The sequence below is a fragment of the Paracoccus zhouxuedongae genome (genome assembly GCF_041927815.1).
GTDB lineage: Bacteria > Pseudomonadota > Alphaproteobacteria > Rhodobacterales > Rhodobacteraceae > Paracoccus.
Genome location: NZ_JBHFHM010000009.1, coordinates 94,654 through 117,763, shown reverse-complemented (window position 1 = coordinate 117,763; position 23,110 = coordinate 94,654). Strand labels below are relative to the sequence as shown.

Here is a 23,110-nt window from a genome sequence, read left to right as displayed (position 1 = left end):
AAAGGTTGCTCATGATCCAGTCTCCTTGCGGAGCGTGAATCAGGCCGCATCCAAAAGATCAATGGGTCCTGACCCTAAGAACAGGAACATGTTGTTATAGGCGTCCACATACCGTCCGGCCTCAAATGCGAGGCGACCTTCACGGTAATGGGATGTCGACTCTATTCGATGATCAGGAATGGGGTTCGCGCAGAATGCCCTTCCAAACTGCTCGAAGTCGCAAGAGGAGTTGAGGGCCTGATCATAGCTAGACTTGATAGACTTCAAGTGGATTCGAGACTCTTCGTCTGTGTTTTCAGTGTGAAATCGCATTTCAAAATTATCGTAGTCCAAGTCAACAATCTGAACTCCACTCACAATTGCCTGCCAGTTCAGAATGATTTTTCTAGCCAAGGCAGCGTAGCCACCATCACTTGTTTTTAGACTCGCTGTTCTACTTGCATCACTAGGTGCTGTAAAGCTTGGCGCAAAATCAATACTAACACCAGAAAAAGATAAACATACTCTCTTTAGAACATTGCCTTCTCGTTCCAAGAAGAAGGTCATTTGATCGCGCTTGAGGGGCCAACCCTCCATAACCTCGACATAGTTCCTAACGTCAAAGGAAAAGGTAATTATCACGCGAGACACTCCTTGCTCTCTACACCTTATCCATCGGCAACTGGTGAATGCAAAGAGTATGTAGCAGATCATAAGGCGCGCAGACCCAACGACCGCTTCGGGCGGGAGAGCGGACCTTGATGTGATTGCAGCGAACGACCGCTTTCCGCCCTCTTCGGGCGCCTTCGCAAGCGCAGCAAGGATCGGGCGCCCGAAGCGAAGGTCTGGAAGGCCCCTAACAGCCTACGCTCGCGCCCGCCGCAGCTAAGGGCCGCTTCCCTGTATTTTGCCCGGTCAGAGGCAATGCGCCTGACGAAAAGGGCAGAACTATCTGCCTCTTATCATCGGGAAAATGGTCGGAGCGAGAGGATTCGAACCTCCGACCCCCTGCTCCCGAAGCAGGTGCGCTACCAGGCTGCGCTACGCTCCGACCGTGGGGCGGGGATTAGAGAATCCGGGCGGGGTTTGCAAGGGGCAATCGGTGGGCAATCGTTGGACTGCTTACCCTAGATCGGGCCGCCGTCATCGCGGCTTTTGGGAAACCACAGGCGCTGGATCAGGCTGGTTCGCGGGGTGATGCCGGTCTCGCTGCGCATTCGCGCGGCCAGCACGGGCTGGGTGGGCGATGTGCCGGCGCGGCCCTCGCGCAGGACGATATAGACGCCCGAGGCGATGATGATGCCCGCGCCCAGCAGGGTGGGGCCGTCCACGCCCTCGTCAAACAGCAGCAGGCCGAACAGCGTGGCCCAGATGATCTGGCTGTATTGCATGGGCGCGACGATCACCGCCTCGGCCATGCGATAGGCGCGGATCGACAGCGCGGCGGCGATCAGGCCGAAAGTGGCGATGATCGCCTCGAACCCCAGATGGGGCAGGGTGATCGGGCGATAGACGAACGGCAGGATCGCGCCCATCACCAGCACATTGCCCAGCATCGGAAACAGCAGCATCACCGTGGCGCGTTCGTCATGGCCGATCTTGCGCGCAATGACCGAGGCCAAGGCCCCCATCACGGCCGCCGCCAGTGCCGAGAGATGACCCATCGACAGGTCCAACCCGCCCGGTCGCAGCACCACCAGCACGCCGATCAGCCCGACGACCACCGCCCCGCCGCGATGCAGGCCGACGCGTTCGCCCAGCAACGGAATGGCCATCAGCGTGATCATCAGCGGCGTGGCAAACAGGATCGCATAGGTCTGCGCCAGCGGCAGAACGGCAAAGGCGTGAAAGGCCGCCAGCCCCGTGGTGACGACGCAAATCGTGCGCAGCAGCAGCCAGCCGGGATGCACCGGGCGCAGGCTGCCGCTGCGACCGCTGTGGATCAGCACCACCGATATCAGCGGGAACGACAACAGCGCCGCAAAGAACACGATCTGCGCGGCGTGATAGTGCTGACCCAGGATCTTGGCGACGACATCATGCGTCGCATAGATGGCCATGGCCAAAAGCGCGGTAAGCGCCCCTTGTGCATTGCGCGACATGGCGTTGTCCTGCGGATGGTGGCGGTAACGACTGTGTGGCGCAAAACGCCGCCCGGCTCAAGTCCGGGCGGCGCGGTGGGTCACAGGCTGGCGTCCAGCGCGGCCAGGATGGCGTCGCCCATGCCGGCGGTGGTGACGGGCTTGCCGCCCTCGGGGCCCATCAGGTCGGCGGTGCGCACGCCGTCGGCCAGCACCTTTTCGACGGCCTTTTCAAGCCGGTCGGCCTCGGCCCCCTGATCGAAGCTGTAACGCAGCGCCATGGCGAAGGACAGGACGCAGGCGATCGGGTTGGCCTTGCCCTGGCCCGCGATATCGGGGGCCGAGCCGTGGACCGGCTCATACAGCGCCTTGGGGCGGCCACTGGCCATCGGCGCGCCAAGCGACGCCGAGGGCAGCATCCCCAGCGAGCCGGTCAGCATCGCCGCGCAATCCGACAGGATGTCACCGAACAGGTTGTCGGTCACGATCACGTCGAACTGTTTGGGCCAGCGGACTAGCTGCATCGCGCCGTTGTCGGCGTACATATGCGACAGTTCGCCATCCGGGTATTCGTTGTCGCGGACCCACTGCACTTCCTCGCGCCAGAGGATGCCGGATTCCATGACATTGGCCTTTTCCATCGAACAGACCTTGTTGTTCCGGCGGCGGGCCAGTTCAAAGGCCGACCGGGCGACGCGGCGGATTTCCTCGGTCGTGTAACGCTGGGTGTTGACGCCGACGCGGGCATCGCCCTCGCCGGTGATGCCGCGGGGTTCGCCGAAATAGACGCCCGAGGTAAGTTCGCGCACGATCATGATATCAAGACCGGCAACCACATCGCGTTTCAGCGACGAAAAGTCCGCAAGCGCGTCAAAGCATTGCGCTGGGCGCAGGTTGGAAAACAGGTCCATTTCCTTGCGAAGGCGCAGCAGGCCGCGTTCGGGCTTCACCGCAAAGGGCAGGGTGTCGTATTTCGGCCCGCCGACCGCGCCCAGCAGGACGGCATCGGCGGCCTGCGCGCGGGCCATCGTGTCGTCATGCAGCGGCGTGCCATGCGCGTCATAGGCGGCACCGCCGACCAGATCCTCGGTCACGTCGAAGGCCAGGGCGCGGTTGGTGCCGAACCAGTCGATAATGCGGCGGACCTGCGCCATCACCTCGGGGCCGATGCCGTCGCCGGGCAGGATCAGAAGGCTGGGGTTGGTCATGATGTCTCCGTTTGTGTGAGTATTTTTGCAAAGAGGAAATCAGCGGGGCGTCAGTTCGACCCAGACCAGGCGGTGATCCGAGGCGGCGGCGATGGTGGCGGCCAGTGGGTCGTCGGGGGTGGGCCACATGACGCCGCTGGCGGTGACGGTCAGCCGCGCATCGGGCAGGATCATGTCGGCGCGCAGGTTGCCGGGGTCGTCTGCGGCCTCGGCGGGCCACAGCGTCGTGTCGAGGGCCGGGTCGCCCTGATGGGCGGCATTGCGTCCGGTCTGGGGCGCGGCGGCACCGCCGGGGCTGGTGGGCCTTGGGTCTTGCAGGCGCGGGTTGGCCAGCAGCGCGGTGATCGCGGCGCGTTGGCCATCGCCGTCAACCGGGTCAAGGTTGGGCGTGCCCAGCACGATGACCGGGTTTTCGGACGGTTTTTCAGTCAACTGCCCGTCCAGATAGCGCAGCCACAGCGCGGTTTCATCATGGTTGCGGCGGCCGTTGCGATCCTCGGGGCCGTCGAACACCGGCGGGGTGGCGGCATAGGCCAGCAGGTCCAGCGTTCCGGCGGGAATTTCCACCGGCACGATCCAGTGACCGCTGGTCGACAGCCGCTGGATCGCGGCGATGTCGGGCGGGTCTTGCGATAGGTTGCCGGGCAGGTCACGCCACAGCAGCCCCGACAGATCGCGGGTCGGCCCAATCGGAAAGCGCGACAGCAGCGCCATGCCGCCTTGGCCGGTGAAGCTGCCATAGCCCTGGGCGTCGCGGGGCTCGGCCAGGCGGGTGTTGCCGTCAAGGTCCAGCCCGGTGGCCAGGCCGGTGTTCGGCTGGGGCGCGAAGACATGCGGGTAATCGGCGCCCTCGGCGGCAAGGCGGGCGGTCAGAGCGTTCAGCGCGCGGGCATCGTAATCCCAATCCAGTTCGGTCAGCAGGATCACATCGGCATCGGCAGCCGCGATCACCGCCAGCGCCGCCTCGATCTGCGGATCGGTGCCCTTTTCAAGGGCGGCCAGCAAAAGCCCCGGCCCGTCGCGCGACAGGCCGGGGTTATAGGTAGCCACCCGCAGGGGATCGGCCCATGCGGGGGTGGTCAGTGCCAGAAGGGCAAGCGCCCGGATCACACCCAGGGACGCGACTGGCTGGCCGCGGCCTCGAAGCTGTCGATCTTGCTGACCTTTTCCATGGTCAGGCCGATGTCATCAAGGCCGTGGATCAGGCAGTGTTTCTTGAACGGGTCGATGTCGAAGCCGAAGCTGCGCCCGTCCGAGGCGGTGACGGTCTGCCCCTCAAGATCGACGGTGATGCGGGCGTTGGCGCCGTTGCTGGCATCGGCCATCAGGTGATCCACCGCATCTTGCGGCAGCACGACCGGCAGGATGCCGTTCTTGAAGCAGTTGTTATAGAAGATGTCGGCGAAGCTGGTGGAAATCACGCAGCGGATGCCAAAGTCCAGCAGCGCCCAGGGCGCGTGTTCGCGCGACGATCCGCAGCCGAAATTGTCGCCCGCGACGATGATCTGCGCATCGCGATAGGCGGGCTGGTTCAGCACGAAATCCGGCACTTCGGCCCCGTCGGGCGTATAGCGCATCTCATCGAACAGGTTCACGCCCAGGCCCGTGCGCTTGATGGTTTTCAGGAACTGCTTGGGGATGATCATGTCGGTGTCGATATTGACCAGCGGCATCGGCGCGGCGATTCCGGTCAGGGTGGTGAACTTGTCCATTGGCGTCGTCCTTGGCTTCGGGAACCGTCAGGCCCCTTGGAATGAAAACCCGATCTCATCGGCGAAATCGGACAGAAAGCTTCCCCGTCTGGGACGGGACCGCAGGTGGATCGCGCGCAGGCGCGAGGTGTAAAGGTGGGCGACCATCGTGTTGGTCCCGAGCCAGCCGGTCACCCCGCCATGCGGGTTGAACCAGGCGTCGCCCAGCCGCCAGGGCAGCGGGTTCAGCGCTTGCATCGGCAGGGCATGGCGATCGTCGCCGTGGCGCGGCAGCACCGCGGTCAGCGCGCGCGGGCCAGTCAGGTTCGGCACCAGGCGGCAGGCGGTCGCCAGGCGTTCGTGGCGCGGGGCGGCCGTGACCGTCGCCTGATGTTCCGGCGGCAGCCAGTCGGGCACAGCCTGCGGATCCGACAGCGTGGCGATCAATTCCTCCAGCGCTGGGGTGCCGTTTGGCATCCGCAGCACGGCATTGTTGACCCAGCCGCCGTGTTCATGCCCGACCAGCCAGCCATCGGTCAGCACCAGTGGGCGCAGGCACAGCACATCGGTATCCATCCAGATCTGATCCGTGGCCTGCTGAAGATGCAGGCGGAACAGATCGGCGGCCTGTGCCGGACCAAGGCCGGGGAGGGTGGTCGGGTCGAACACCTCGGCGGCGGGGCGGGTGGCCACGCCATCCGGCACCTCGGGCGGCTGCGCGGCGGTGTGATACAGCGTGACCCCATGACCGCGCTGAACGAACGAGTGCAGCGCCAGCCGGTCCAGCCAGCGCAGCGCCCCCCCGATCCAGAGCGAGGCGACAGGGACAAGCCCCGCCAAGGGTTCCGCCGATGCCATCGCGCCCTCCGGCCTAGGCCGTCGCCATCACCTGCCGGATATCGACCAGGTGACCCGCCAGACCCGCCGCCGCCGCCATGACCGGCGACATCAGATGCGTGCGCCCGCCACGGCCCATGCGGCCCTCGAAGTTGCGGTTCGAGGTCGCGGCGCAGCGTTCGCCCGGCGCCAACTGATCGGGGTTCATCCCCAGGCACATCGAGCAACCGGCCAGACGCCATTCAAAGCCCGCGTCCTTGAAGATCTGGTCAAGCCCCTCCTCTTCGGCCTGAAGGCGCACAAGGCCCGAGCCGGGCACGACCATGCCGCGCACGCCATCGGCCAAGTGCTTGCCCTTCACGATGTCGGCGGCGGCGCGCAGATCCTCGATCCGGCCATTGGTGCAGGAACCGATGAACACCGCGTCGATCTTGATGTCGGTCAGCGCCATGCCGGGGGTCAGGCCCATGTAATCCAGCGACCGCTGGGCCGCCTGCACCTTGCCGCCGTCGAAGTCGCTGGCGGCGGGGACGGATGCGGTGATCGGCAGCACGTCCTCGGGGCTGGTGCCCCAGGTCACGACCGGGGCGATATCCTCGCCACGGATGGTGATGACCTTGTCGAAATGCGCGCCCTCATCGGTGTAAAGGGTCTTCCACCAGGCCAGTGCGGCCTCCCACGCGGCGCCTTTGGGGGCGTGGGGGCGGCCTTTGACATATTCAAAGGTCTTTTCGTCGGGCGCGATCAGACCAGCGCGGGCGCCGCCCTCGATCGCCATGTTGCAGACGGTCATGCGGCCTTCCATCGACAGATCGCGGATCGCGGAGCCGCAATATTCGATGACATGGCCGTTGCCGCCGGCGGTGCCTGTCTGGCCGATGACGGCCAGGGTGATGTCCTTGGCGGTGACGCCGGGCATCAGGCGGCCGGTGATTTCCACCTTCATGTTCTTCGACTTGGCCTGAATCAGGGTCTGCGTCGCCAGCACATGTTCAACCTCGGAAGTGCCGATGCCATGCGCCAGTGCGCCGAACGCGCCATGGGTGGCGGTGTGGCTGTCGCCGCAGACCACGGTCATGCCCGGCAGGGTCCAGCCCTGTTCGGGGCCGACGATATGCACGATGCCCTGGCGGATATCGCTGACCGGGTAATAGTTGATGCCGAAGTCGCGGGCGTTCTTGTCCAGCGCATCGACCTGAATGCGCGATTCCTCGTTGTCGATGCCCTTTTCGCGGTCCCAGGTGGTCGGCACGTTGTGATCGGGCACGGCGATGGTTTTTTCGGGCGCGCGCACCTTGCGGTTCGTCATGCGCAGCCCCTCGAACGCCTGCGGGCTGGTGACTTCGTGAACCAGATGGCGGTCGATATACAGCAGGCAGGTGCCGTCGTCAGACGTGTCGACGACATGGGCATCCCAGATTTTATCGTAAAGGGTTTTCGGAGCAGCGGTCATGGCTTTACCCGGATGGCTGTGACAGGGAAGATGCGAAAAAGCCGCGCCACCGATGCGGTGCGCGGCGTCCGGCCTTAGCGGCGGGCGAGAATGGACCGGCTTTCGCCGTAAAAGCGTTCGCGCAGGCGGGCGCGGTCATCCATGTCGAAATAGCGCATCATGCGCCATCCTTAGGGTGATTCCGCCCGCCTGTCCATGGTGGGCTGGGCCGTTACGGGCATTCCGCGTCGCGGATGAAGCGCGCCTTGACATAGCCATGGGTGGTGCCGTCGCCGCTGCTGTGGCTGATCGGACACCAGCGTTGCGCCCAGGGACGCGAGGTCGGCGTGCATTCGGCGTCCAGGCTGATGACGCCGTGCTGGCCGGGGATCAGCCGGTCGACGATGCGCGCCCGGGCCGAGGGTTCGGCGCGCACGTTCAGCGCGTCTCCCGCCGCGACATTGACGACGCGCAGGCAGCCTTTGCCGGTGGTGGCAAGCGCGGGGGTGGTGGCGGCCAGGCTTGTGGTCAGGCTGGCGGCCAGGAACATCAGGGTCAGGTGGCGCATGGGCCGGTCTCCGCAACGGTGGTCATGCGGTCCAAACTAACCGGTTCGGTGGGCAAACCGTCCTCACATTGTCGAGATTTGGTCAAGGAAACGCGGTTCATTGAAATGTCACGCCGCGCTTGTTACCTTGGGGATACCCGGCGCCGGGGATGAACGGCGCGATTGACGGAGGATGGGCATCTGTCCACGCTGCACATGCAGGGCGCCGAAGCCGCCCGCCACCCCACCAGCGACGAGATCCTGAAGCTGGTGCTAAGCTCACTGGATGACGACAAGGCCGAGGATGTGGTCGCCATCGACCTGCGTGGCCGTTCCGCCATGGCCGATCACATGGTGATCGCCAGCGGCCGGTCCGCGCGTCAGGTCGCCGCCATTGCCGAAAAGCTGATGGAGCGGCTGAAGGCCCAGACCGGGCGGTCGGCCCGTGTCGAGGGCAAGGAAACCGGCGATTGGGTGCTGATCGACACCGACGACGTGATCGTTCATGTGTTCCGCCCCGAGGTCCGCGATTTCTATCAGCTTGAAAAGATGTGGATGCCGTCGGGCCTGACCCCGACCGCGCCGCACAGGCCCGAACAGCGCGCGCATTGACGCGCCCATGTTGCGGCTGCACCTTTGTGTCGTGGGCCGGCTCAGGTCCGGCCCCGAACGCGATCTGATCGACGATTACACCCGCCGCTTCAATGCCGCGGGCCGGGGCATCGGCCTTGGCCCGCTGACCGAACATGAGGTCGAGGACAGGAAGGGCGGCGGCATGGCGGCCGAGGGCGCGGCGCTGGCGCGGGTGATCCCCGATGGCGCGGTGCTGGTCTGCATGGACGAACGCGGCCAGGACTGGACCTCGCCCGAGTTTGCCGACCGGCTGGCGGGCTGGCGCGATCAGGGGCGCGGCGATCTGGCTCTGGTGATCGGCGGCGCGGATGGCATCGACCCCGCCCTGCGCGACCGGGCCGATGCGCGGGTGCGGATGGGGCGCATGGTCTGGCCGCACATGCTGGCGCGGGTGATGCTGACCGAACAGATCTATCGCGCGGCGACGATCCTGAACGGCAGCCCCTATCACCGCGTCTGACCGCCGTCCCGCCGTAGCGCCTGCCCCAGCTCGGCGAAGGCGCGCTTGGCACGGTCGCGCGGCTTGCTGCCGGTCAGCCCCGACCACGGCACCAGAAATCCGAACTCGGCATCCGGCGTGGCGCGGCGGTCGCGCCAGAAGGCGTCGACATCGGCTTTCAGCAGCGCCTGACGACGGCGGCGGCGATAGCGGATCGTCAGCCGGTCGCTGGCCACCGCCAGGCATCCCTCCGCGCCGCCCGGCGCGATCAGGCCCTGGATGACCAGCAGCAACGCCTCTTTCGGGCGCAGGCCGCCCAGATCGCGCGTGGCCTCGATCACCGCGCGCTTGGCGCCCTCGCTGCCTTGGACGCCGCCGATCACGGCGGTCACGCCCTGCGGGCCGTCGATCAGCAGGAACTTGAGGCTGCACAGCTCGATCCCGTCCGACAGCCGGGTCAGGGCAAGGGCGTGGCCCCCCTCATGCCGGCCACCGGCGCAATCGGCAAGCGCCAGGGTCAGCGCATAGGCGTCGGTCCGGCCCGCTACCTGACCAAGTGGCACATGCGCGCCGCGCCAGCTTGCCGCCATCGCCGCGGGCGTCATCAGCGTCGCGGCCAGATCAAAATGGCCACAGACCAGTTCCAGCCGCCGCCGGGTGGGCAGGCCATGGCACAGGAACTTGGACAGCGGCTTTTGCAGCAGCGCGTCATCGGGCGCGCCCAGATCGTGCTGTCCCGCCAGCCGGTCAAGATGGCGCAGCCAGGTCAGCGTCGCGCCGGGCCGGATCAGCGCACGCCCGTAAAACAGCACGGCGCGCTTGGGCGTCACGCGCCGCCACAGACCCGCCGCCTGCGCGAAGGTCCGGTTGATCTGATCCTGAACAGGGAAACTGGGAACCTCGGCACAGGGCAAAGGTCGGTCGGTCACGTCATGTCCTTCATGGGGGCGATCCCCATGCCCGCCATAGCGCCCCGCCCCCGCGCCGGTCACATCGCATTGCGGTGATCGGTGATCGCTTTTCGGTGATCGTTTCTTCCTTGTTCAAATACGCGCGGCGCGACCTGCCCCAGGGGCACCCCGGTCAACCGTTGCCCCCCGGCCCGCCACGCCCTAGAAAGGCGGCAAACCGCCGGAGGCCGCCATGACCACACCGAAACCCGTCATCCTGTGCATTCTTGACGGCTGGGGCATCGGCCCGATCCCCGAACATTCCGCCCCGGCGATGGCGCGCACGCCCACCTACGACCGGATCATGGCGACCTGCCCTCATGCCACGCTGGTCACCCATGGTCCCGATGTCGGCCTGCCGCGCGGGCAGATGGGCAATTCCGAGGTCGGCCATACCAATATCGGCGCGGGCCGCGTCGTCGCCATGGATCTGGGCCAGATCGACCTGGCGATCGAGGACGGGAGCTTCTTTGAAAATGGCGAAATCGCCAGCTTCATCGGCAAGCTGCGGGTCAGCGGCGGCACCGCGCATCTGATGGGAGTGATCTCGGACGGGGGCGTGCATGGCCACCTGAACCACATCACCGCCGCCGCCCGCCATATCGCGGCGGCTGGCATCCCGGTCGTCATCCATGCCATCACCGATGGCCGCGACGTCGCCCCCGACAGCGCCCCGCAATTCATGGCCGCGCTGGACGAGGTGCTGCCCGACGGCGCGCGCATTGGCACCGTCATCGGGCGTTACTGGGCGATGGACCGCGACAACCGCTGGGAACGGGTCGAGCGCGCCTTTCGCGCCATCGTCCGTGGCGAGGGCGAGACCGAGGCAAGCGCGACCTCGGCGGTGCTGCATGCCCATGATTCGGGCCAGATGGATGAGTTCATCGAACCCCGCGTCATCGACGGCTATAACGGCGCCTTTGACGGCGACGGTTTCTTCTGCCTGAACTTCCGCGCCGACCGCGCGCGCGAAATCCTGCTGGCGCTGGCCGACCCCGATTTCGACGGTTTCGATGCCCATGATCGCCCGAACTGGGCAGCGATGCTGGGTATGGTCGATTATTCCAAACGCCACGACAGCTTCATGCCTGCCGCCTATCCCAAGCGGCCGGTGGTGAACACGCTGGGCGAATGGGCGGAAAAGCACGGCCTGACCCAGTTCCGCATCGCGGAGACCGAGAAATACCCGCATGTCACCTTTTTCCTGAATGGCGGGATCGAGGCGCCCAGTGCGCATGAGGATCGCTTCATGCCCGCCAGCCCCAAGGTTGCCACCTATGACCTGCAACCGGAAATGTCGGCGCCCGAGGTGACCGACCGGCTGATCGAGGCCATCGAAAAGGGCTATGACCTGATCGTGGTGAACTACGCCAATCCCGACATGGTGGGCCATACCGGCAGCCTGCGCGCCGCCATCGCGGCGTGTGAGGAAATCGACCGCGATCTGGGCCGGGTGCTGCCGGTGCTGGAACGGGTCGGCGGCGCGATGGTGATGACCGCAGATCATGGCAATTGCGAAACCATGATCGACCCGGTGACGGGCGGCCCGCATACCGCGCATACGCTGAACCCGGTGCCGGTGGCGCTGATCGGTGGGCCTGCGGGCGTGCGCCTGCGCGACGGTCGGCTGGCCGATCTGGCGCCGACGCTGCTGGATCTGCTGGGGCTGCCGCTACCGCCCGAGATGACCGGCCAAACGCTGATCCTGCGCTGATGCGGACCCGTCTGACCCTTGTGCTGGCGTTGCTGGCGGGCCTTGCCGCGCCCGCCCGTGCCGAAGATGCCGCCGCCGAGGCGCGCGCCGCTGCCGATGCGCTGCGCACCGCGATCGAGGGCATGACCACCACCCCCGAGGGCCGCGATCAGGTGGCGGCGCTGACCGCGACGGTGCAGGCCTATGAACAGGGGCTGGCCTCGCTGCGCGCCGGTCTGCGCCGGGCCGCCATCCGCGAGGCGGAAATCCGCAGCGCCTTCAACGACCGGTCGAACCGGCTGGGCCGGATCCTGGGGGTGATGTCGGCGATGGAGCAATCGCCCGAGACCCTTCTGCTGCTGCACCCCTCTGGCCCCGAGGGGACAGCGCGCGCCGGGATGCTGCTGGGATCGGTCGCCCCCGCGATCCAGGCCGAGGCCGACCGGCTGAAGGCCGACCTGGCCGAAATCGCCGCCGTGCGCGCCCAGCAGACCGAGGCCGAGGCGGTGCTGGCCTCCGGTCTGGGCCGGGTGCAGGCGGCGCGGCAGGCTTTGGCGCAGGCCATCGCCGACCGGGGCGACCTGCCCACCCGCTTTGTCGATCAGCCCGAAGAACTGACGCGGATGGTCGCCGCTGCCCGCACGCTGGACGATTTCGCGCAGGGGCTGGCCGGGCTGGAACAGGATGTCGGCGCGCCGATGGGCGATTTCGAGGGCGCCAAGGGCCGCCTGCCGATGCCGGTGATCGGCACCGTCCTGCGCGGCTCGGGTCAGCCCGACGCGGCGGGGATCAGCCGCCCCGGCATCGTCGTCGCCACCGCCCCCGCCGCCATGGTCACCGCGCCCTGGCCGGTCACCATCCGCTATCGCGGGCCGCTGCTGGACTACGGAAATGTGATGATCGTCGAACCCGCGCGGGACTATCTTTTGATCCTTGCCGGGTTATCGGTAGTCTTCGGACAGACCGGCGACGTGCTGGCCGCCGGTGAGCCTTTGGGCCTGATGGGCGGCACCGAGCCGACCGCCGCCGAGTTCGGGTCCGGTTTCGTGGCCGCCGCGCGCGAAGGTGGGGGTGCGGGCCGGACGGAAACGCTTTATATCGAGTTGCGCAAGGGCAAGACGCCGATCGACCCCGAACCGTGGTTCGCGCCAACAGGGAAGGCTGAGGAATAGCATGAACAAGGTGATGATGGCCGCACTGGGCGGCACGCTGGCCGGGCTGGTGGTGGCAACCCAGTTTGCCGGGCCGCTGATCGCCCAGGAGGCCGAGAAGAAAGCCTCGGTCTATGAACAGCTTGATCTGTTCGGCACGATCTTTGAACGCATCCGCGCCGGTTACGTCGAACCGGTGGACGACAAGAAACTGATCGAGGCGGCGATCAACGGCATGCTGACCTCGCTTGATCCGCATTCTGGCTTTCTGAATGCCGATGCTTACACCGACATGCAGACCCAGACCCGCGGCACCTTTGGCGGCCTGGGGATCGAGGTCAGCCAGGAGGACGGGCTGGTCAAGGTCGTCGCGCCGATCGAGGGCAGCCCGGCCGATGCGGCTGGCGTCAAGGCGGGCGACTTCATCACCCATGTCGATGGCCAAAGCCTGATGGGCCTGACGCTGGATCAGGCGGTCGAGATGATGCGCGGCGAAGTGGGGTCGGAAATCACCGTCACCATCCTGCGCAAGGACGAAAAAGAGCCGTTCGACATCAACATCGTGCGCGACACGATCAAGCTGACCGCCGCCAAGGGCCGGACCGAGGGCCACGCCGTCGTGCTGCGCGTCACCACCTTCAACGACCAGACCTATGACACGATGAAGGCGGAACTGGACAAGGCCGTCGAGGAAGCGGGCGGCATCGACCAGGTAACCGGCGTGGTGCTGGATCTGCGCAACAACCCCGGCGGCCTGCTGAACCAGGCCATCGACGTCAGCGACGCCTTTCTGGACAAGGGCGAGATCGTCAGCACCCGTGGCCGCAACCCCGAGGACAGCGAACGCTGGAACGCCAAGGATGGCGACCTGATCGCCGGCAAGCCGATGGTCGTGCTGATCAACGGCGGCTCGGCCAGTGCGTCCGAAATCGTCACCGGCGCCTTGCAGGATCACAAGCGGGCGATCGTCGTCGGCACCAAGTCCTTTGGCAAGGGCAGCGTCCAGACGGTGATGCCGGTCACCGGCGACAGCGCCATCCGGCTGACCACCGCACGCTATTACACGCCCTCGGGCCGGTCGATTCAGGCGATGGGGATCGCCCCCGACATCATCGTGGAACAGCCCCGCGCCACCCCCACGCCCGAGGGGCAGGACGACACGCCCAAGACCGCCTCGCGCTTTGGCAGTTCCGAGGCCGATCTGCGCGGGTCGCTGACCAATGACTCGATGACCGAGGACGAGAAGAAGCAGATCGAGGCCGAAGCCGCCGAGGCCGAACGCACCGCCAAGCTGCGCGATGAGGATTACCAGCTGGCCTATGCCGTCGACATCCTGAAGGGGCTGGCGGTCAGCCAGGCCGCGATGCAGGGCACGCCGGTGCCGGGCGTTCGGTCCGATGTGCCCGCGCCTGCGGATGCGCCTGCCGAACAGGCGCCCTCGCAATGAGCGGGGGCGATCTGCCCTATCGACCCTGCGCGGGGGTAGTGCTGATCAATGCCGATGGGCTGATCTTTGCCGGTCGGCGGATCGACCGCGACGGCGCCAACCCCGCCGCGCCCCCCGCGTGGCAGATGCCGCAAGGGGGCATCGACGCGGACGAAAAGCCCAAGGAAGCGGCGCTGCGCGAGCTGTGGGAAGAAACCGGCGTCAGTGCCGATCAGGTGCAGGTGATCGCCAAGACCCCTGACTGGCTGACCTATGACCTGCCGCCCGAACTGATGGGCCGGGTCTGGGGCGGCAAGTATCGCGGCCAGAAGCAGCGTTGGTTCCTGATGCGCCTGATGGCCGATGACGACGCCATCAACATCGCCACCGAACATCCCGAGTTCGGCGAATGGCGCTGGATTTCGGCGGATGACATGCTGGCCGCCATCGTGCCCTTCAAGCGCGCCGTCTATGAACAGGTGATCGCCGCGTTTCGGGACCATCTGGCCTGAGGTCAGGTTGACCAGTAGGGCAAGATCGCAGCAGTTCGGATGAAGCCTCTGCACAGACCCGCAGGAGGCTGCCTCGCCCGCGGGTATCCGGCACTTGTGCGGCGGTCGCTGAAAGACGCAAGCCCGCCGTGCCGGGGCCTCGTGGCCGGGGGCGGGCCTGGCAGTCCGGTGATGCGAAAAGGCGGGCCGTTGGCCCGCCTTTCTACTGCGCGGTCGTGTCGATCAGCGGCGCAATTGCCCCAGCAGGATCGAGGTCGGATAGCCGTCCGGCGTCACCCCGATCGACCGCTGGAAAGCCTGCACCGCCTCCATCGTGGCGGAGCCGAACAGGCCGTCGATCTCACCCTGATAGAAGCCCTTGGCCATCAGCAGGCGCTGGATGTCCTGACGTTCGCCGGTGGTCAGCGGGCGATCATTGCGCGGCCACTGGCCCATGATGCCCGACCGCCCGGCGATGCGTTCGGCCAGATAGCTGACGCCCAGCGCATAGTTGTCGCTGTTGTTGTAACGCAGGATCGACCGGAAATTGTCCATGATCAGGAAGGCCGGGCCATTCGCCCCCGCCGGCATGATGATCGACCCGGTGCCGCCCGGCAGCGCGCGCCCGTCGATGCGGGTGACGCCCTGCGACGCCAGCGAGGCCGCCGAAACGCGCGTGCCCTTGCCGATCTGGCCCATGTTGAATCCGGCCGGCAGACGCAGTTCGGCCACCGCGGGCTGGCCGCGCTTCCAGCCGTTGCGCGCCAGATAGGCGGCGGTCGAAGCCAGCGAATCGCGCGGATCGTCCGACCAGATGTCGCGGCGACCGTCGCCGGTGAAATCGACCGCATATTCCAGATAGCTGGTCGGCATGAACTGGGTATGCCCCATCGCGCCCGCCCACGACCCCAGCATATGCGCCGGATCGACATCGCCCGCCTGAATGATCTTCAGTGCCGCGATCAACTGGTTCTGGAACATCTGCCCACGCCGCCCGTCATAGGCCAGCGTCGCCAGCGACGGGATGATCTGCATCCGGCCCCGGTTCGCGCCAAAGTTCGATTCCATCCCCCAGACGGCCAGCACGACTTCGGCCGGAACGCCATAGCGCGCCTCGATCTGGCGCAACGCGGCGCCGTGGCGGGCCAGCATCTGCCGACCCGTCGTGATGCGCTGATCCGACACCGCGCTGTCCAGATAGAGCCATACCGGGCGCGAGAACTCGGCCTGGCGGCGGTCCAGACGGATCACCTCGGGGTTGTAGCGGGCGATGGCCATGGCGCGGTCGTAGGTCGCGGCGCTGACGCCGGATGACAGGGCGCGGCCGCGGAAACCGGCGATCCAGTTTTGCAGCCCGGCCTGATCGGCGGGGTTGGCCGCCGGGATCGCCGTGGGTTCGGGCAGGGTCGCATTGCCCAGCATGGCGCCGCCGCGCGGCATCGGTGCGGCGCAGGCCGCGACGGTGGCCATCAGCGCGGCCGAAACGGTCAGTCGGATAAGGGTCATGGGGTGCCTGTGATTAGCTGCTGCATGTTGTTTTGCCGCAGTCTAACCGAAGCCGCCGTTCGCGCCAACAGCCGCGTTCGCCTAGTCGATCGCGCCCTTTGGCAGGCCGCCGCGATAACTGCGCGCACCGTCATCGTCGTAATACGGCTCCATCTGGGCGACGACGACGGCATTGTCGGCCAGGGCGCGGGCCATCAATTCGCGTTCGTCATCCTCGATCACCTGGCCCTGGGCCACGCGTTCCTCGGCGGTGCCATAGCCGGTCACATCGACGGGCGACAGGTCGGCCTGTTTCAGCACGGCGACGGTTTCGCGCACCGCCTCGGCCTCGTCCACGCCGGTGGCATAAACCATCAGCGCCGCGCCGGTCGATTTGTCGGGCAGGCCATCGCCGGGGCTGCGGCCCAGTTCGACGACCAGCGTGTAGACCTGCTGCGGGCGCTTGGGCTTGGCGGGCGTATCAGACGTGTCGGACATGGCGCTCCCCTGACTGGACGCGCCTGTTCAATCACGGACCGGGGCGAAAGGGAACCGGAAAGCCGCAGCCGTGTTGGGGCGCAGCTTATTCGGGGGGTATCATGGCAAGGGGCGGGACGACAGGCGGCAAGGACGCAAGCACGCGCAAGGACGATCTGCGCATCGGCACGCCCTATTGGGTGAAAACCCCCGATACCACGGCGCCGACGCTGGCCCGCCCTTCGGCCAGCCATTACGATGTGATCGTGGTTGGTGCGGGGATTTCCGGCGCGCTGGTGGCCGAGGCGCTGACGCGCGGGCGGCGCAAGCGGCGGGTGCTGGTGATCGACCGGCGCGCGGCGGTGCGCGGGTCCACCCCGGCCTCGACCGCGATGATCCAGCATGAGATCGACGTGCCGCTGCACCGGCTGATCCGCGACGCCGGGCGCGACCGTGCCGAACGGTCGTGGCTGCGGTCGGTCAAGGCGGTCAGGGATCTGGTGCGGCTGGTCAAGCGGCTGGACATCGACTGTTCGATGCAGCCCAAGCGCGCGCTGTATCTGGCGGGCGACGATCTGGGCCACCGCGCCCTGCAAACCGAGGTCGAGGCCCGCCACGCCGCGGGCATCAAGGCCGAATATCTGGATGCGAAGGCCCTGATGGACCGCTTCGGGATCGACCGCACCGGGGCGATCGTGTCGGAGGCTTCGGCCTCGGCCAATCCGGCGCAACTTGCGGCCGGGCTGCTGCGCGTCGCGGTGTCGCGCGGGGCCGAAATCGCCGCGCCCATCGAGGTGACGGATATGGCCGAACTGCCGGGCGGCGTGGCCCTGGCCACGCGCGACGGGCGGGTGTTCACGGCGGGTCATGCGGTCTTTTGCAGCGGCTATGAGTTCCTGCCCCAGATGCACAGCCCCAGCCACCAGATCACATCGACCTGGGCCTTGGCGTCCGAACCCGGCATCGCCCATCCGAAATGGCTGGACGGTTTTCTGGTGTGGGAGGCGGCGGACCCCTATCTGTATTACCGCACCACGCCCGATGGCCGGATCATCGCGGGTGGCGAGGATGAGGACAGCGCGACCCGCAACAGCGATCCCAAGCTGCTGAAACCCAAGGCCAAAGCGATTGCGAAAAAGCTGCGGCAGGTGGGTGGCATCGACATCGGCAAGCCCGCCTATGTCTGGGCCGCGCCGTTCGGGAATACGGTGGATGGCCTGCCGATCATCGACCGCGTGCCGGGGCATGACCGGACCTTTGCGGTGATGGGTTTTGGCGGCAATGGCATCACCTTCAGCGTGATCGCCGCCGATCTGATCGCGGGCTGGATCGGCGGCCGGGCTGACCCGGACGCCGACCTGTTCAGGTTCTGCTAGACCCCGATCTAGACTCCGGCCTCGATCATCGCCTGCGCCAGCACCGGCACTGTCGCGGGGTTCAGCCCGGCGATGTTGATGCGGGAATCGCCAACCATGTAGATGCCGTTCTTGTCGCGCAGCACCGCCACCTGTTCCGGGCTGGCCCCCAGGCGCGAGAACATGCCGCGATGCTGGGCGATAAAGCCGAAACGGTCCGACCCGGCGCGGTCGCGCAGCTCGCGCGCCAGTTGTTCGCGCAGGGCCAGCATGCCGTTGCGGATCTCCTCCAGCTCGGCCTGCCAGTCGGCGCGCAGGGCGGCGTCGGTCAGGATGGTGGTGACGATGCGCGACCCATGATCGGGGGCGAAGGAATAGTTCAGCCGGTTCAGCCCGGCCAGGTTCGCCTGCACGACGTTGCGGATCGCGGGATCGGTGACGGCCAGCAGGATGCCCGTGCGTTCGCGGTAGATGCCAAAGTTCTTGCTGCACGAGGCCGCAATCAGCACCTGCGGCAGGCGGCTGGCCAGCAGCCGGGTGCCCGCCGCGTCATCATCCAGCCCGTCGCCGAAGCCCTGATAGGCCAGGTCGATCAGCGGCGTGGCCCCTGTCTTTTCCAGCAGCGCCGCGACCTGCGCCCATTGATCCAGGGTCAGGTTCGCGCCGGTCGGGTTGTGGCAGCAGCCATGCAGCAGCACCAGATCGCCCGCCTTGGCGCGCGCCAGATCGGCCATCATCCCGTCGAAATCCACGCCGCAGGTCGCCGCGTCGAAATAGCGATAGCTGAAGGTCGGGATGCCCAGATAGGTCAGGATCGACAGGTGGTTCGGCCAGGTCGGGTCCGACACGAACACCTGCACGCCGGGGTTGGCCAGCCGCGCCAGCTCCAGCGCCTGCCGGATCGCGCCGGTGCCGCCCACCGTCGACAGCGCCGCCACCCGGTCGCGCGCGACGGAATCGCCCAGGATCAGCCCGGCCATCGCCTCCTGATAGGCAGGCTCACCGGCAAGCGCGGTATAGGTCTTGGTGGTCTGGTCGTCCCAGATCTTGCGCTCGGCCGCCTTGACGGCGCGCATCACCGGGGTCAGGCCGGTCGGGTCTTTATAGACGCCGACCCCCAGGTCGATCTTGTCCGCGCGCGGGTCGGCCTTGAAAGCGGCGATCAGCGCGATGATCTTGTCGGCGGGCTGCGGTTTCAGATTGTTCAGCATCAGGCCTCTCCGGTGGCGATCTTCAGGTCGGTGAAACTGCCCCATTCGGCCCAGGCGCCATCATAGAGCGAGTGGTTGCGGTGCCCGATCCGTTCCAGCGCCAGCGACAGGATCGCGGCGCTGACGCCCGATCCGCAACTGGTGATGACGGGCTTCGACAGATCGACGCCGGCGGCCTGAAACTGCGCGCGCAGCGCCTCGGGCGATTTCATCGTGCCGTCGGGGTTGGTGACGCTGTTCCAGGGGATGTTGCGCGAACCGGGGATATGGCCCTTGCGCAGGCCGGGGCGGGGTTCGTCGTCCTGGCCGGTGAAGCGCGCGGCGGGGCGGGCATCGACGATGGCGTGATCGCCCAGCTTCGATGCCGCCGCGACCTGGGTGACGTCCTTGACCAGACCGGCCTGTCGGCTGACGGTGATGTGGCGGTCGCGCAGCACGGGGGGCATGTCCTCGACCGGGCGGCCCTCGGCCTGCCATTTCGGGAAACCGCCATCCAGCACCGCGACATCGGTCTTGCCCATCAGGCGAAAGGTCCACCAGACGCGGGGGGCGGAAAACAGGCCGTGGCCGTCATAGATGACGACCTGATGGCCGTCGCCGATGCCCATGGCGCGCATCCGGCTGACGAACTTTTCCGGCGGCGGCGCCATATGCGGCAGGGATGACCGCTGGTCGCTGATTTCGTCAATGTCGAAGAACCGCGCGCCGGGGATGTGGGCGGCGTCATATTCGGCCCGCGCATCGCGGCCCATCGCGGGCAGATACCAAGAGGCATCGATGACCCGCAGGTCGGGGTCGGCCAGGTGATCGGCCAACCAATCGGTTGAAACCAGGGTTTTCGGATCGTTCATGCCGCCCCTCATGTTGCTGGCCCCTGCCATAGCAGGGCGGGCGGCAGGTTTGAATGTGAAAAAGCGGGCCGCGATCGGGCGCGGCCCGCCGAAGGTTCAGCGCATCATCGACCGGATGGCGCCGATGACGGCCATCAGTACGCCGCCGCCCGCGCCGCCCGACGCGACCGAGGCAAGGATCGCGCCCATGTCCAGCGCGCCGGTGCCCGCAGCCGCCGCCGCGCCACCCGCGCCCAGCATCGCCAGGATCTGACTGCCAAGGCCGCCGCCCAGGATGCCGGCGATGGAATTGCCCAGCGTGCCCAGGTTCAGGTTCTTGGCCAGCGCGCCGACGATATTGCCACCCGCCGCACCCGACAGCAGGCTGATGATAAGGGGCAGATAGTCCATGTCTCACATCTCCGATGGTGGAAGGGTCAGCCGCGCCGTGGATCTGCCTGGGCGCAGGGTGATTAAAAAATGACATAGCATCCAAGGTGCGGCAAGCCTGCGCTGCGGCATGGCCGGGCGGCCCGGATTTTGGCCGCGTGTCAGCGGCCGCCTGTGGCGCCGGCGCAACAGGTGACGCAAGGGAATGCGGCGGGGCGAAGCGTTTTCCCCTGAAATCGTCTGAAAAATCGGGCGATCACGGCAGCGAACATCCGTTTCGGTCATTTTCGGGGGCATCTGTGCGTAAACTGATTGGCTATCTTGTCTTGGTCCTGGGCGTTCTGGGCCTGGGACTTTGGGCGCGGGGCGAGCACGCGCCACGCATCGAAAAGCATCTCGACGAGGCGGCCAAGGCCGTCGCCGGGACGTCAATTCATGGCGCGCAGACCCGCGTGTCGGGCCGCGACATCACCATCGGCGGGCTGGCCGACAGTGCCGCAGAGCGCGACCGGCTGCTTGCCGATCTGGACGCGCTGCACGGTCGGCGTGTGGTCAATGACGACCTGAGAATCCTCGAGCCCGCCGCGCCCTATACCTTTGGCGTCGACAAGACGGCGGATGGCGGGTTGGCCAATGTCGCCGGGGTGATCCCGTCCGAAGCCGCCCGCGCCAGGCTTGCCGGGCTGATCGGCGCCGAGGCCGCCAAGGGGCTGGAACTGGCCTCGGGCGCGCCGGATGGCAACTGGACGGGCGCTATCGGTGCCGGTCTGGGCGCGCTGGCCGCACTGGACAGTGGCAGCCTGTCGCTGGTCGATCAGGTGCTGACGATCACCGGCACGGCCTCGGGGCCGGATGCCGCTGCCAAGGCCGAAACCGCGCTGGCCGCGTTGCCCGCCGGTTACACCGCCAAGCCGCAGATCGAGGTGCCGGTGCCCGCGATGCCGGGCGACTGGTCGCTGAGCTGGACCGAGACGGATGGCGCGAAAGCCGCCGGGCAACTGCCCGCCGGCCTGGACCTGCCCGCGCTGGCCGTCGCCTTGGGCCTGCCTTCGGTCGCCGGCGACGCGGCACCGGTTCAGGCCAGCGACCCGACCGAGGCTGCGACGGGCCAGGCCGCTCTTTCGGCGCTGGCCGCGAAGCTGGACGATCTGTCGGCCTTTGATCTGCGGATGCAGGGCCTGACCGCTGCCGCGACTGTGACCGCCAAGCCCGGCGCGGATGTCGATGCGATCCGGCAGGCGCTTGCGGGCGCGCTGCCGCAGGGGGCTGACATCAGTGTCGCCGCGACCCTGCCCGAGGCGGATTATCGTCTGGATTATGTTGCGGGCGAGGGCGCGACGATTGCCGGTGCCGCGCCCGAAGGGCTGGATGCGGCGGCCGTCGCCGGGGCGCTGGGCCTGAACACCGTCTCGGCCGATCTGACCCCTGCCAAGGGCGGCGCGGATCTGCGCGATGCGGGGCTGGCGGCGATCGGGGCCTTCAAGGCCTGGCTGCCGCAGATCGAAAAGCTGGGTCTTAGCCTGGGCGCCAAGCCCGCCGCCTCGGTCGAACTGACCGCCGGGGCGGATGCCGAACTGATCGGCGCGGCGCTGTCTGAAGGCTTGGGCACGGGCGTCGCGCTGGACGTGTCCGCCCCCGCGCTGCGCGTCGCAGACGGGGCCGAGCGGCTGAATGCCGCGACCGGCGAGACCGAGCGGTTCGTCGGCGGCTTCTGGCTGCCCAAGCGCGATTTCACCGCTGATGTCGCCGCCTGCAACGGTATGGCGCAGGACATCCTGGACCGGTTCGGCATCGGCTACGTGACCGGCTCGGCCCGGCTGAACGCCGAGGCCGCCCGCGCGGTGAACGAGCTGGCCGCGATCATGGCGCCGTGCGCGGCGGCCGGCCTGAAGGCGGAACTGGGTGGCCACACCGATGCCACCGGCGATGCCGAGGTGAACCGCAAGCTTAGCCAGGATCGCGCGCAATCGGTCTTTGACGCGCTGGTCGCGCGTGGCGTTCCGGCGGCGGCAATGACCGCCATGGGGTTTGGCGCCAGCCAGCCCATTGCCGACAACGCGACCGAGGAAGGCCGCGCCAAGAACCGCCGGACGACAATCGTCTGGACCAACTGATCCAATCCATCCTGTGCGACCCCGCGGGGCGCAACTGACAAGGAGAGACACATGTTTCGTGAATGGGGCTTCCTGCTGGGCGAAATCTGGTTCCTGCTGGCGCTGGCCGCGCTGCTGGGGCTGCTGGCCGGTTGGCTGATCTTCGGCCGCCGCAGCACCACCGTGGTCAACAGCGCCGAGGCCGACCAGCTTCGCGCCGATCTGGCCGCCTGCCGCCGTGACGGCAAGGCCTGCGCCGATCAATTGGCCGCCGCCCGGCAGCGCCTGAGCGAATGCGAGGCGGGCCGCGCCGAGGCCGAGGCCGCGCTGAAAGACACGCCTGCACCGGCGGCCTTCGCCGCCGCACCTGCCGCCCCCGCCGCAGTCGATGCCGAAGGCTTTGTCGCCGTCGGCCGCCGCCCGGCCGCGCTGGCCGCCGCGCGCAATGGCCAGCCTGACGATCTGAAGCTGATCTCGGGCGTGGGGCCGGTCTTGGAAAAGCTGTGTCACAGCCTGGGCTTTTACCACTTCGATCAGGTGGCCGCCTGGACCGCCGAGGAAATCGCTTGGGTCGATGAGAACCTTGAGGGTTTCAAGGGCCGCGTGACCCGCGATGACTGGGTGGGGCAGGCCAGGCTGTTGGCCCAGGGCATCATGCCGCAGAAGTAAAATCTTGGCTTGGGGGCTGCGGCCCCCGGCCCTGCCGCCGCG

Annotated in this window: 23 protein-coding genes and 1 tRNA gene; 9 read left to right on the top strand and 15 right to left on the bottom strand. The window is 67.1% G+C overall.

Translation table 11 applies throughout. From position 1 onward, the window contains the following. Nucleotides 1-39 precede the first annotated feature (39 nt). From ACEYYA_RS11980 to ACEYYA_RS11940, 9 genes are all read right to left on the bottom strand, one after another. Nucleotides 40-621, bottom strand: coding sequence for a hypothetical protein (locus ACEYYA_RS11980; RefSeq protein ID WP_374800921.1), 582 nt, complete (start codon nt 619-621; stop codon nt 40-42). Nucleotides 622-953: 332 nt separating this feature from the next. Beyond that, nucleotides 954-1,030: transfer RNA gene (locus ACEYYA_RS11975), tRNA-Pro, on the bottom strand. A 76-nt stretch (nt 1,031-1,106) separates the two neighbouring features. Then, nucleotides 1,107-2,081 carry a DMT family transporter gene (locus ACEYYA_RS11970; protein ID WP_374800919.1) on the bottom strand — a complete coding sequence of 325 codons (975 nt, stop codon included), beginning with the start codon at nt 2,079-2,081 and terminating at the stop codon, nt 1,107-1,109. An 80-nt stretch (nt 2,082-2,161) separates the two neighbouring features. After that, nucleotides 2,162-3,268, bottom strand: coding sequence for a 3-isopropylmalate dehydrogenase (gene leuB, locus ACEYYA_RS11965; protein ID WP_374800917.1), 1,107 nt, complete (start codon nt 3,266-3,268; stop codon nt 2,162-2,164). 39 nt (nt 3,269-3,307) lie between these two features. Further along, nucleotides 3,308-4,378, bottom strand: coding sequence for an endonuclease/exonuclease/phosphatase family protein (locus ACEYYA_RS11960; RefSeq protein WP_374800915.1), 1,071 nt, complete (start codon nt 4,376-4,378; stop codon nt 3,308-3,310). Further along, nucleotides 4,375-4,980, bottom strand: coding sequence for a 3-isopropylmalate dehydratase small subunit (gene leuD / locus ACEYYA_RS11955; RefSeq protein WP_374800913.1), 606 nt, complete (start codon nt 4,978-4,980; stop codon nt 4,375-4,377). The genes ACEYYA_RS11960 and leuD overlap by 4 nt, the downstream gene beginning before the upstream one ends. Nucleotides 4,981-5,007: 27 nt before the next feature. After that, entirely contained in the window at nt 5,008-5,817 is an 810-nt protein-coding gene (locus ACEYYA_RS11950; protein WP_374800911.1) for a glycosyltransferase family 32 protein, read from the bottom strand. A 13-nt stretch (nt 5,818-5,830) separates the two neighbouring features. Then, a complete protein-coding gene (leuC, locus tag ACEYYA_RS11945) occupies nt 5,831-7,249 on the bottom strand; it encodes a 3-isopropylmalate dehydratase large subunit (protein ID WP_374800909.1) in 1,419 nt (472 codons plus the stop codon). A 211-nt stretch (nt 7,250-7,460) separates the two neighbouring features. Continuing rightward, nucleotides 7,461-7,796 (bottom strand): SH3 domain-containing protein, encoded by a 336-nt coding sequence (locus ACEYYA_RS11940; RefSeq protein WP_374800907.1) that lies wholly within the window; start codon nt 7,794-7,796, stop codon nt 7,461-7,463. A gap of 195 nt (nt 7,797-7,991) precedes the next feature. Here ACEYYA_RS11940 and rsfS point away from each other — a divergent pair, with 195 nt between their 5' ends. Both rsfS and rlmH read left to right on the top strand, forming a co-directional pair. Then, a complete protein-coding gene (rsfS, locus tag ACEYYA_RS11935; protein WP_374800929.1) occupies nt 7,992-8,387 on the top strand; it encodes a ribosome silencing factor in 396 nt (131 codons plus the stop codon). 10 nt (nt 8,388-8,397) lie between these two features. Further along, the gene (rlmH, locus tag ACEYYA_RS11930; RefSeq protein WP_374800927.1) at nt 8,398-8,868 is read left to right on the top strand and encodes a 23S rRNA (pseudouridine(1915)-N(3))-methyltransferase RlmH; all 471 of its coding nucleotides are present in this window, start codon (nt 8,398-8,400) and stop codon (nt 8,866-8,868) included. On the opposite strand, the gene ACEYYA_RS11925 is transcribed toward rlmH, so the two are convergent. Further along, on the bottom strand, nt 8,856-9,776 hold the full coding sequence (locus tag ACEYYA_RS11925; protein ID WP_374800905.1) for a DUF535 family protein: 921 nt from the start codon (nt 9,774-9,776) through the stop codon (nt 8,856-8,858). The two genes, rlmH and ACEYYA_RS11925, sit on opposite strands and share 13 nt — an antisense overlap. A 214-nt stretch (nt 9,777-9,990) precedes the next feature. Between ACEYYA_RS11925 and gpmI the strand changes: the two genes are divergently transcribed. The 4 genes from gpmI to ACEYYA_RS11905 are packed head-to-tail and all read left to right on the top strand — an operon-like array spanning nt 9,991 to nt 14,579. Next, the gene (gene gpmI, locus ACEYYA_RS11920; RefSeq protein ID WP_374800903.1) at nt 9,991-11,511 is read left to right on the top strand and encodes a 2,3-bisphosphoglycerate-independent phosphoglycerate mutase; all 1,521 of its coding nucleotides are present in this window, start codon (nt 9,991-9,993) and stop codon (nt 11,509-11,511) included. Further along, nucleotides 11,511-12,662, top strand: coding sequence for a murein hydrolase activator EnvC family protein (locus ACEYYA_RS11915; protein ID WP_374800901.1), 1,152 nt, complete (start codon nt 11,511-11,513; stop codon nt 12,660-12,662). Before gpmI ends, ACEYYA_RS11915 begins: the two co-directional genes overlap by 1 nt. Before the next feature lies 1 nt (nt 12,663). After that, nucleotides 12,664-14,088: a S41 family peptidase gene (locus ACEYYA_RS11910; RefSeq protein ID WP_374800899.1), complete on the top strand. Its 1,425-nt coding sequence runs from the start codon at nt 12,664-12,666 to the stop codon at nt 14,086-14,088. Then, a complete protein-coding gene (locus ACEYYA_RS11905; RefSeq protein WP_374800897.1) occupies nt 14,085-14,579 on the top strand; it encodes an RNA pyrophosphohydrolase in 495 nt (164 codons plus the stop codon). Before ACEYYA_RS11910 ends, ACEYYA_RS11905 begins: the two co-directional genes overlap by 4 nt. A gap of 222 nt (nt 14,580-14,801) precedes the next feature. Here the strand turns inward: ACEYYA_RS11905 and ACEYYA_RS11900 are convergent, their stop codons facing one another. Both ACEYYA_RS11900 and ACEYYA_RS11895 read right to left on the bottom strand, forming a co-directional pair. Next, complete coding sequence (locus tag ACEYYA_RS11900) at nt 14,802-16,064, bottom strand: lytic murein transglycosylase (RefSeq protein ID WP_374800895.1); 1,263 nt, start codon at nt 16,062-16,064, stop codon at nt 14,802-14,804. A gap of 81 nt (nt 16,065-16,145) precedes the next feature. Further along, the gene (locus tag ACEYYA_RS11895) at nt 16,146-16,541 is read right to left on the bottom strand and encodes a hypothetical protein (protein WP_374800893.1); all 396 of its coding nucleotides are present in this window, start codon (nt 16,539-16,541) and stop codon (nt 16,146-16,148) included. 101 nt (nt 16,542-16,642) lie between these two features. Here ACEYYA_RS11895 and ACEYYA_RS11890 point away from each other — a divergent pair, with 101 nt between their 5' ends. Beyond that, nucleotides 16,643-17,896, top strand: coding sequence for an NAD(P)/FAD-dependent oxidoreductase (locus tag ACEYYA_RS11890; RefSeq protein ID WP_374800891.1), 1,254 nt, complete (start codon nt 16,643-16,645; stop codon nt 17,894-17,896). A gap of 8 nt (nt 17,897-17,904) precedes the next feature. On the opposite strand, the gene ACEYYA_RS11885 is transcribed toward ACEYYA_RS11890, so the two are convergent. From ACEYYA_RS11885 to ACEYYA_RS11875, 3 genes are all read right to left on the bottom strand, one after another. Further along, complete coding sequence (locus tag ACEYYA_RS11885) at nt 17,905-19,086, bottom strand: amino acid aminotransferase (protein WP_374800889.1); 1,182 nt, start codon at nt 19,084-19,086, stop codon at nt 17,905-17,907. After that, a complete protein-coding gene (gene sseA / locus ACEYYA_RS11880; protein ID WP_374800887.1) occupies nt 19,086-19,937 on the bottom strand; it encodes a 3-mercaptopyruvate sulfurtransferase in 852 nt (283 codons plus the stop codon). The genes ACEYYA_RS11885 and sseA overlap by 1 nt, the downstream gene beginning before the upstream one ends. A 96-nt stretch (nt 19,938-20,033) precedes the next feature. Continuing rightward, nucleotides 20,034-20,327, bottom strand: coding sequence for a hypothetical protein (locus ACEYYA_RS11875; protein WP_374800885.1), 294 nt, complete (start codon nt 20,325-20,327; stop codon nt 20,034-20,036). Between the two features lie 278 nt (nt 20,328-20,605). Between ACEYYA_RS11875 and ACEYYA_RS11870 the strand changes: the two genes are divergently transcribed. Together ACEYYA_RS11870 and ACEYYA_RS11865 are read left to right on the top strand one after the other, a co-directional pair. Continuing rightward, nucleotides 20,606-22,420, top strand: a complete 1,815-nt coding sequence (locus ACEYYA_RS11870) for an OmpA family protein (RefSeq protein ID WP_374800883.1) — start codon at nt 20,606-20,608, stop codon at nt 22,418-22,420. A 51-nt stretch (nt 22,421-22,471) separates the two neighbouring features. Continuing rightward, complete coding sequence (locus ACEYYA_RS11865; RefSeq protein ID WP_374800881.1) at nt 22,472-23,068, top strand: hypothetical protein; 597 nt, start codon at nt 22,472-22,474, stop codon at nt 23,066-23,068. The last annotated feature ends 42 nt before the right edge of the window (nt 23,069-23,110 follow it).

Excerpts from the sequence above, each read along its gene's own strand:
- ACEYYA_RS11970 (WP_374800919.1), bottom strand. The coding sequence starts at position 2,081 with ATGTCGCGCAATGCACAAGGGGCGCTTACCGCGCTTTTGGCCATGGCC.
- leuB (WP_374800917.1), bottom strand. The coding sequence starts at position 3,268 with ATGACCAACCCCAGCCTTCTGATCCTGCCCGGCGACGGCATCGGCCCC.
- leuD (WP_374800913.1), bottom strand. The coding sequence starts at position 4,980 with ATGGACAAGTTCACCACCCTGACCGGAATCGCCGCGCCGATGCCGCTG.
- ACEYYA_RS11950 (WP_374800911.1), bottom strand. The coding sequence starts at position 5,817 with ATGGCATCGGCGGAACCCTTGGCGGGGCTTGTCCCTGTCGCCTCGCTC.
- leuC (WP_374800909.1), bottom strand. The coding sequence starts at position 7,249 with ATGACCGCTGCTCCGAAAACCCTTTACGATAAAATCTGGGATGCCCAT.
- ACEYYA_RS11940 (WP_374800907.1), bottom strand. The coding sequence starts at position 7,796 with ATGCGCCACCTGACCCTGATGTTCCTGGCCGCCAGCCTGACCACAAGC.
- rsfS (WP_374800929.1), top strand. The coding sequence starts at position 7,992 with ATGCAGGGCGCCGAAGCCGCCCGCCACCCCACCAGCGACGAGATCCTG.
- gpmI (WP_374800903.1), top strand. The coding sequence starts at position 9,991 with ATGACCACACCGAAACCCGTCATCCTGTGCATTCTTGACGGCTGGGGC.
- ACEYYA_RS11915 (WP_374800901.1), top strand. The coding sequence starts at position 11,511 with ATGCGGACCCGTCTGACCCTTGTGCTGGCGTTGCTGGCGGGCCTTGCC.
- ACEYYA_RS11910 (WP_374800899.1), top strand. The coding sequence starts at position 12,664 with ATGAACAAGGTGATGATGGCCGCACTGGGCGGCACGCTGGCCGGGCTG.
- ACEYYA_RS11905 (WP_374800897.1), top strand. The coding sequence starts at position 14,085 with ATGAGCGGGGGCGATCTGCCCTATCGACCCTGCGCGGGGGTAGTGCTG.
- ACEYYA_RS11900 (WP_374800895.1), bottom strand. The coding sequence starts at position 16,064 with ATGACCCTTATCCGACTGACCGTTTCGGCCGCGCTGATGGCCACCGTC.
- ACEYYA_RS11895 (WP_374800893.1), bottom strand. The coding sequence starts at position 16,541 with ATGTCCGACACGTCTGATACGCCCGCCAAGCCCAAGCGCCCGCAGCAG.
- ACEYYA_RS11890 (WP_374800891.1), top strand. The coding sequence starts at position 16,643 with ATGGCAAGGGGCGGGACGACAGGCGGCAAGGACGCAAGCACGCGCAAG.
- ACEYYA_RS11885 (WP_374800889.1), bottom strand. The coding sequence starts at position 19,086 with ATGCTGAACAATCTGAAACCGCAGCCCGCCGACAAGATCATCGCGCTG.
- sseA (WP_374800887.1), bottom strand. The coding sequence starts at position 19,937 with ATGAACGATCCGAAAACCCTGGTTTCAACCGATTGGTTGGCCGATCAC.
- ACEYYA_RS11875 (WP_374800885.1), bottom strand. The coding sequence starts at position 20,327 with ATGGACTATCTGCCCCTTATCATCAGCCTGCTGTCGGGTGCGGCGGGT.
- ACEYYA_RS11865 (WP_374800881.1), top strand. The coding sequence starts at position 22,472 with ATGTTTCGTGAATGGGGCTTCCTGCTGGGCGAAATCTGGTTCCTGCTG.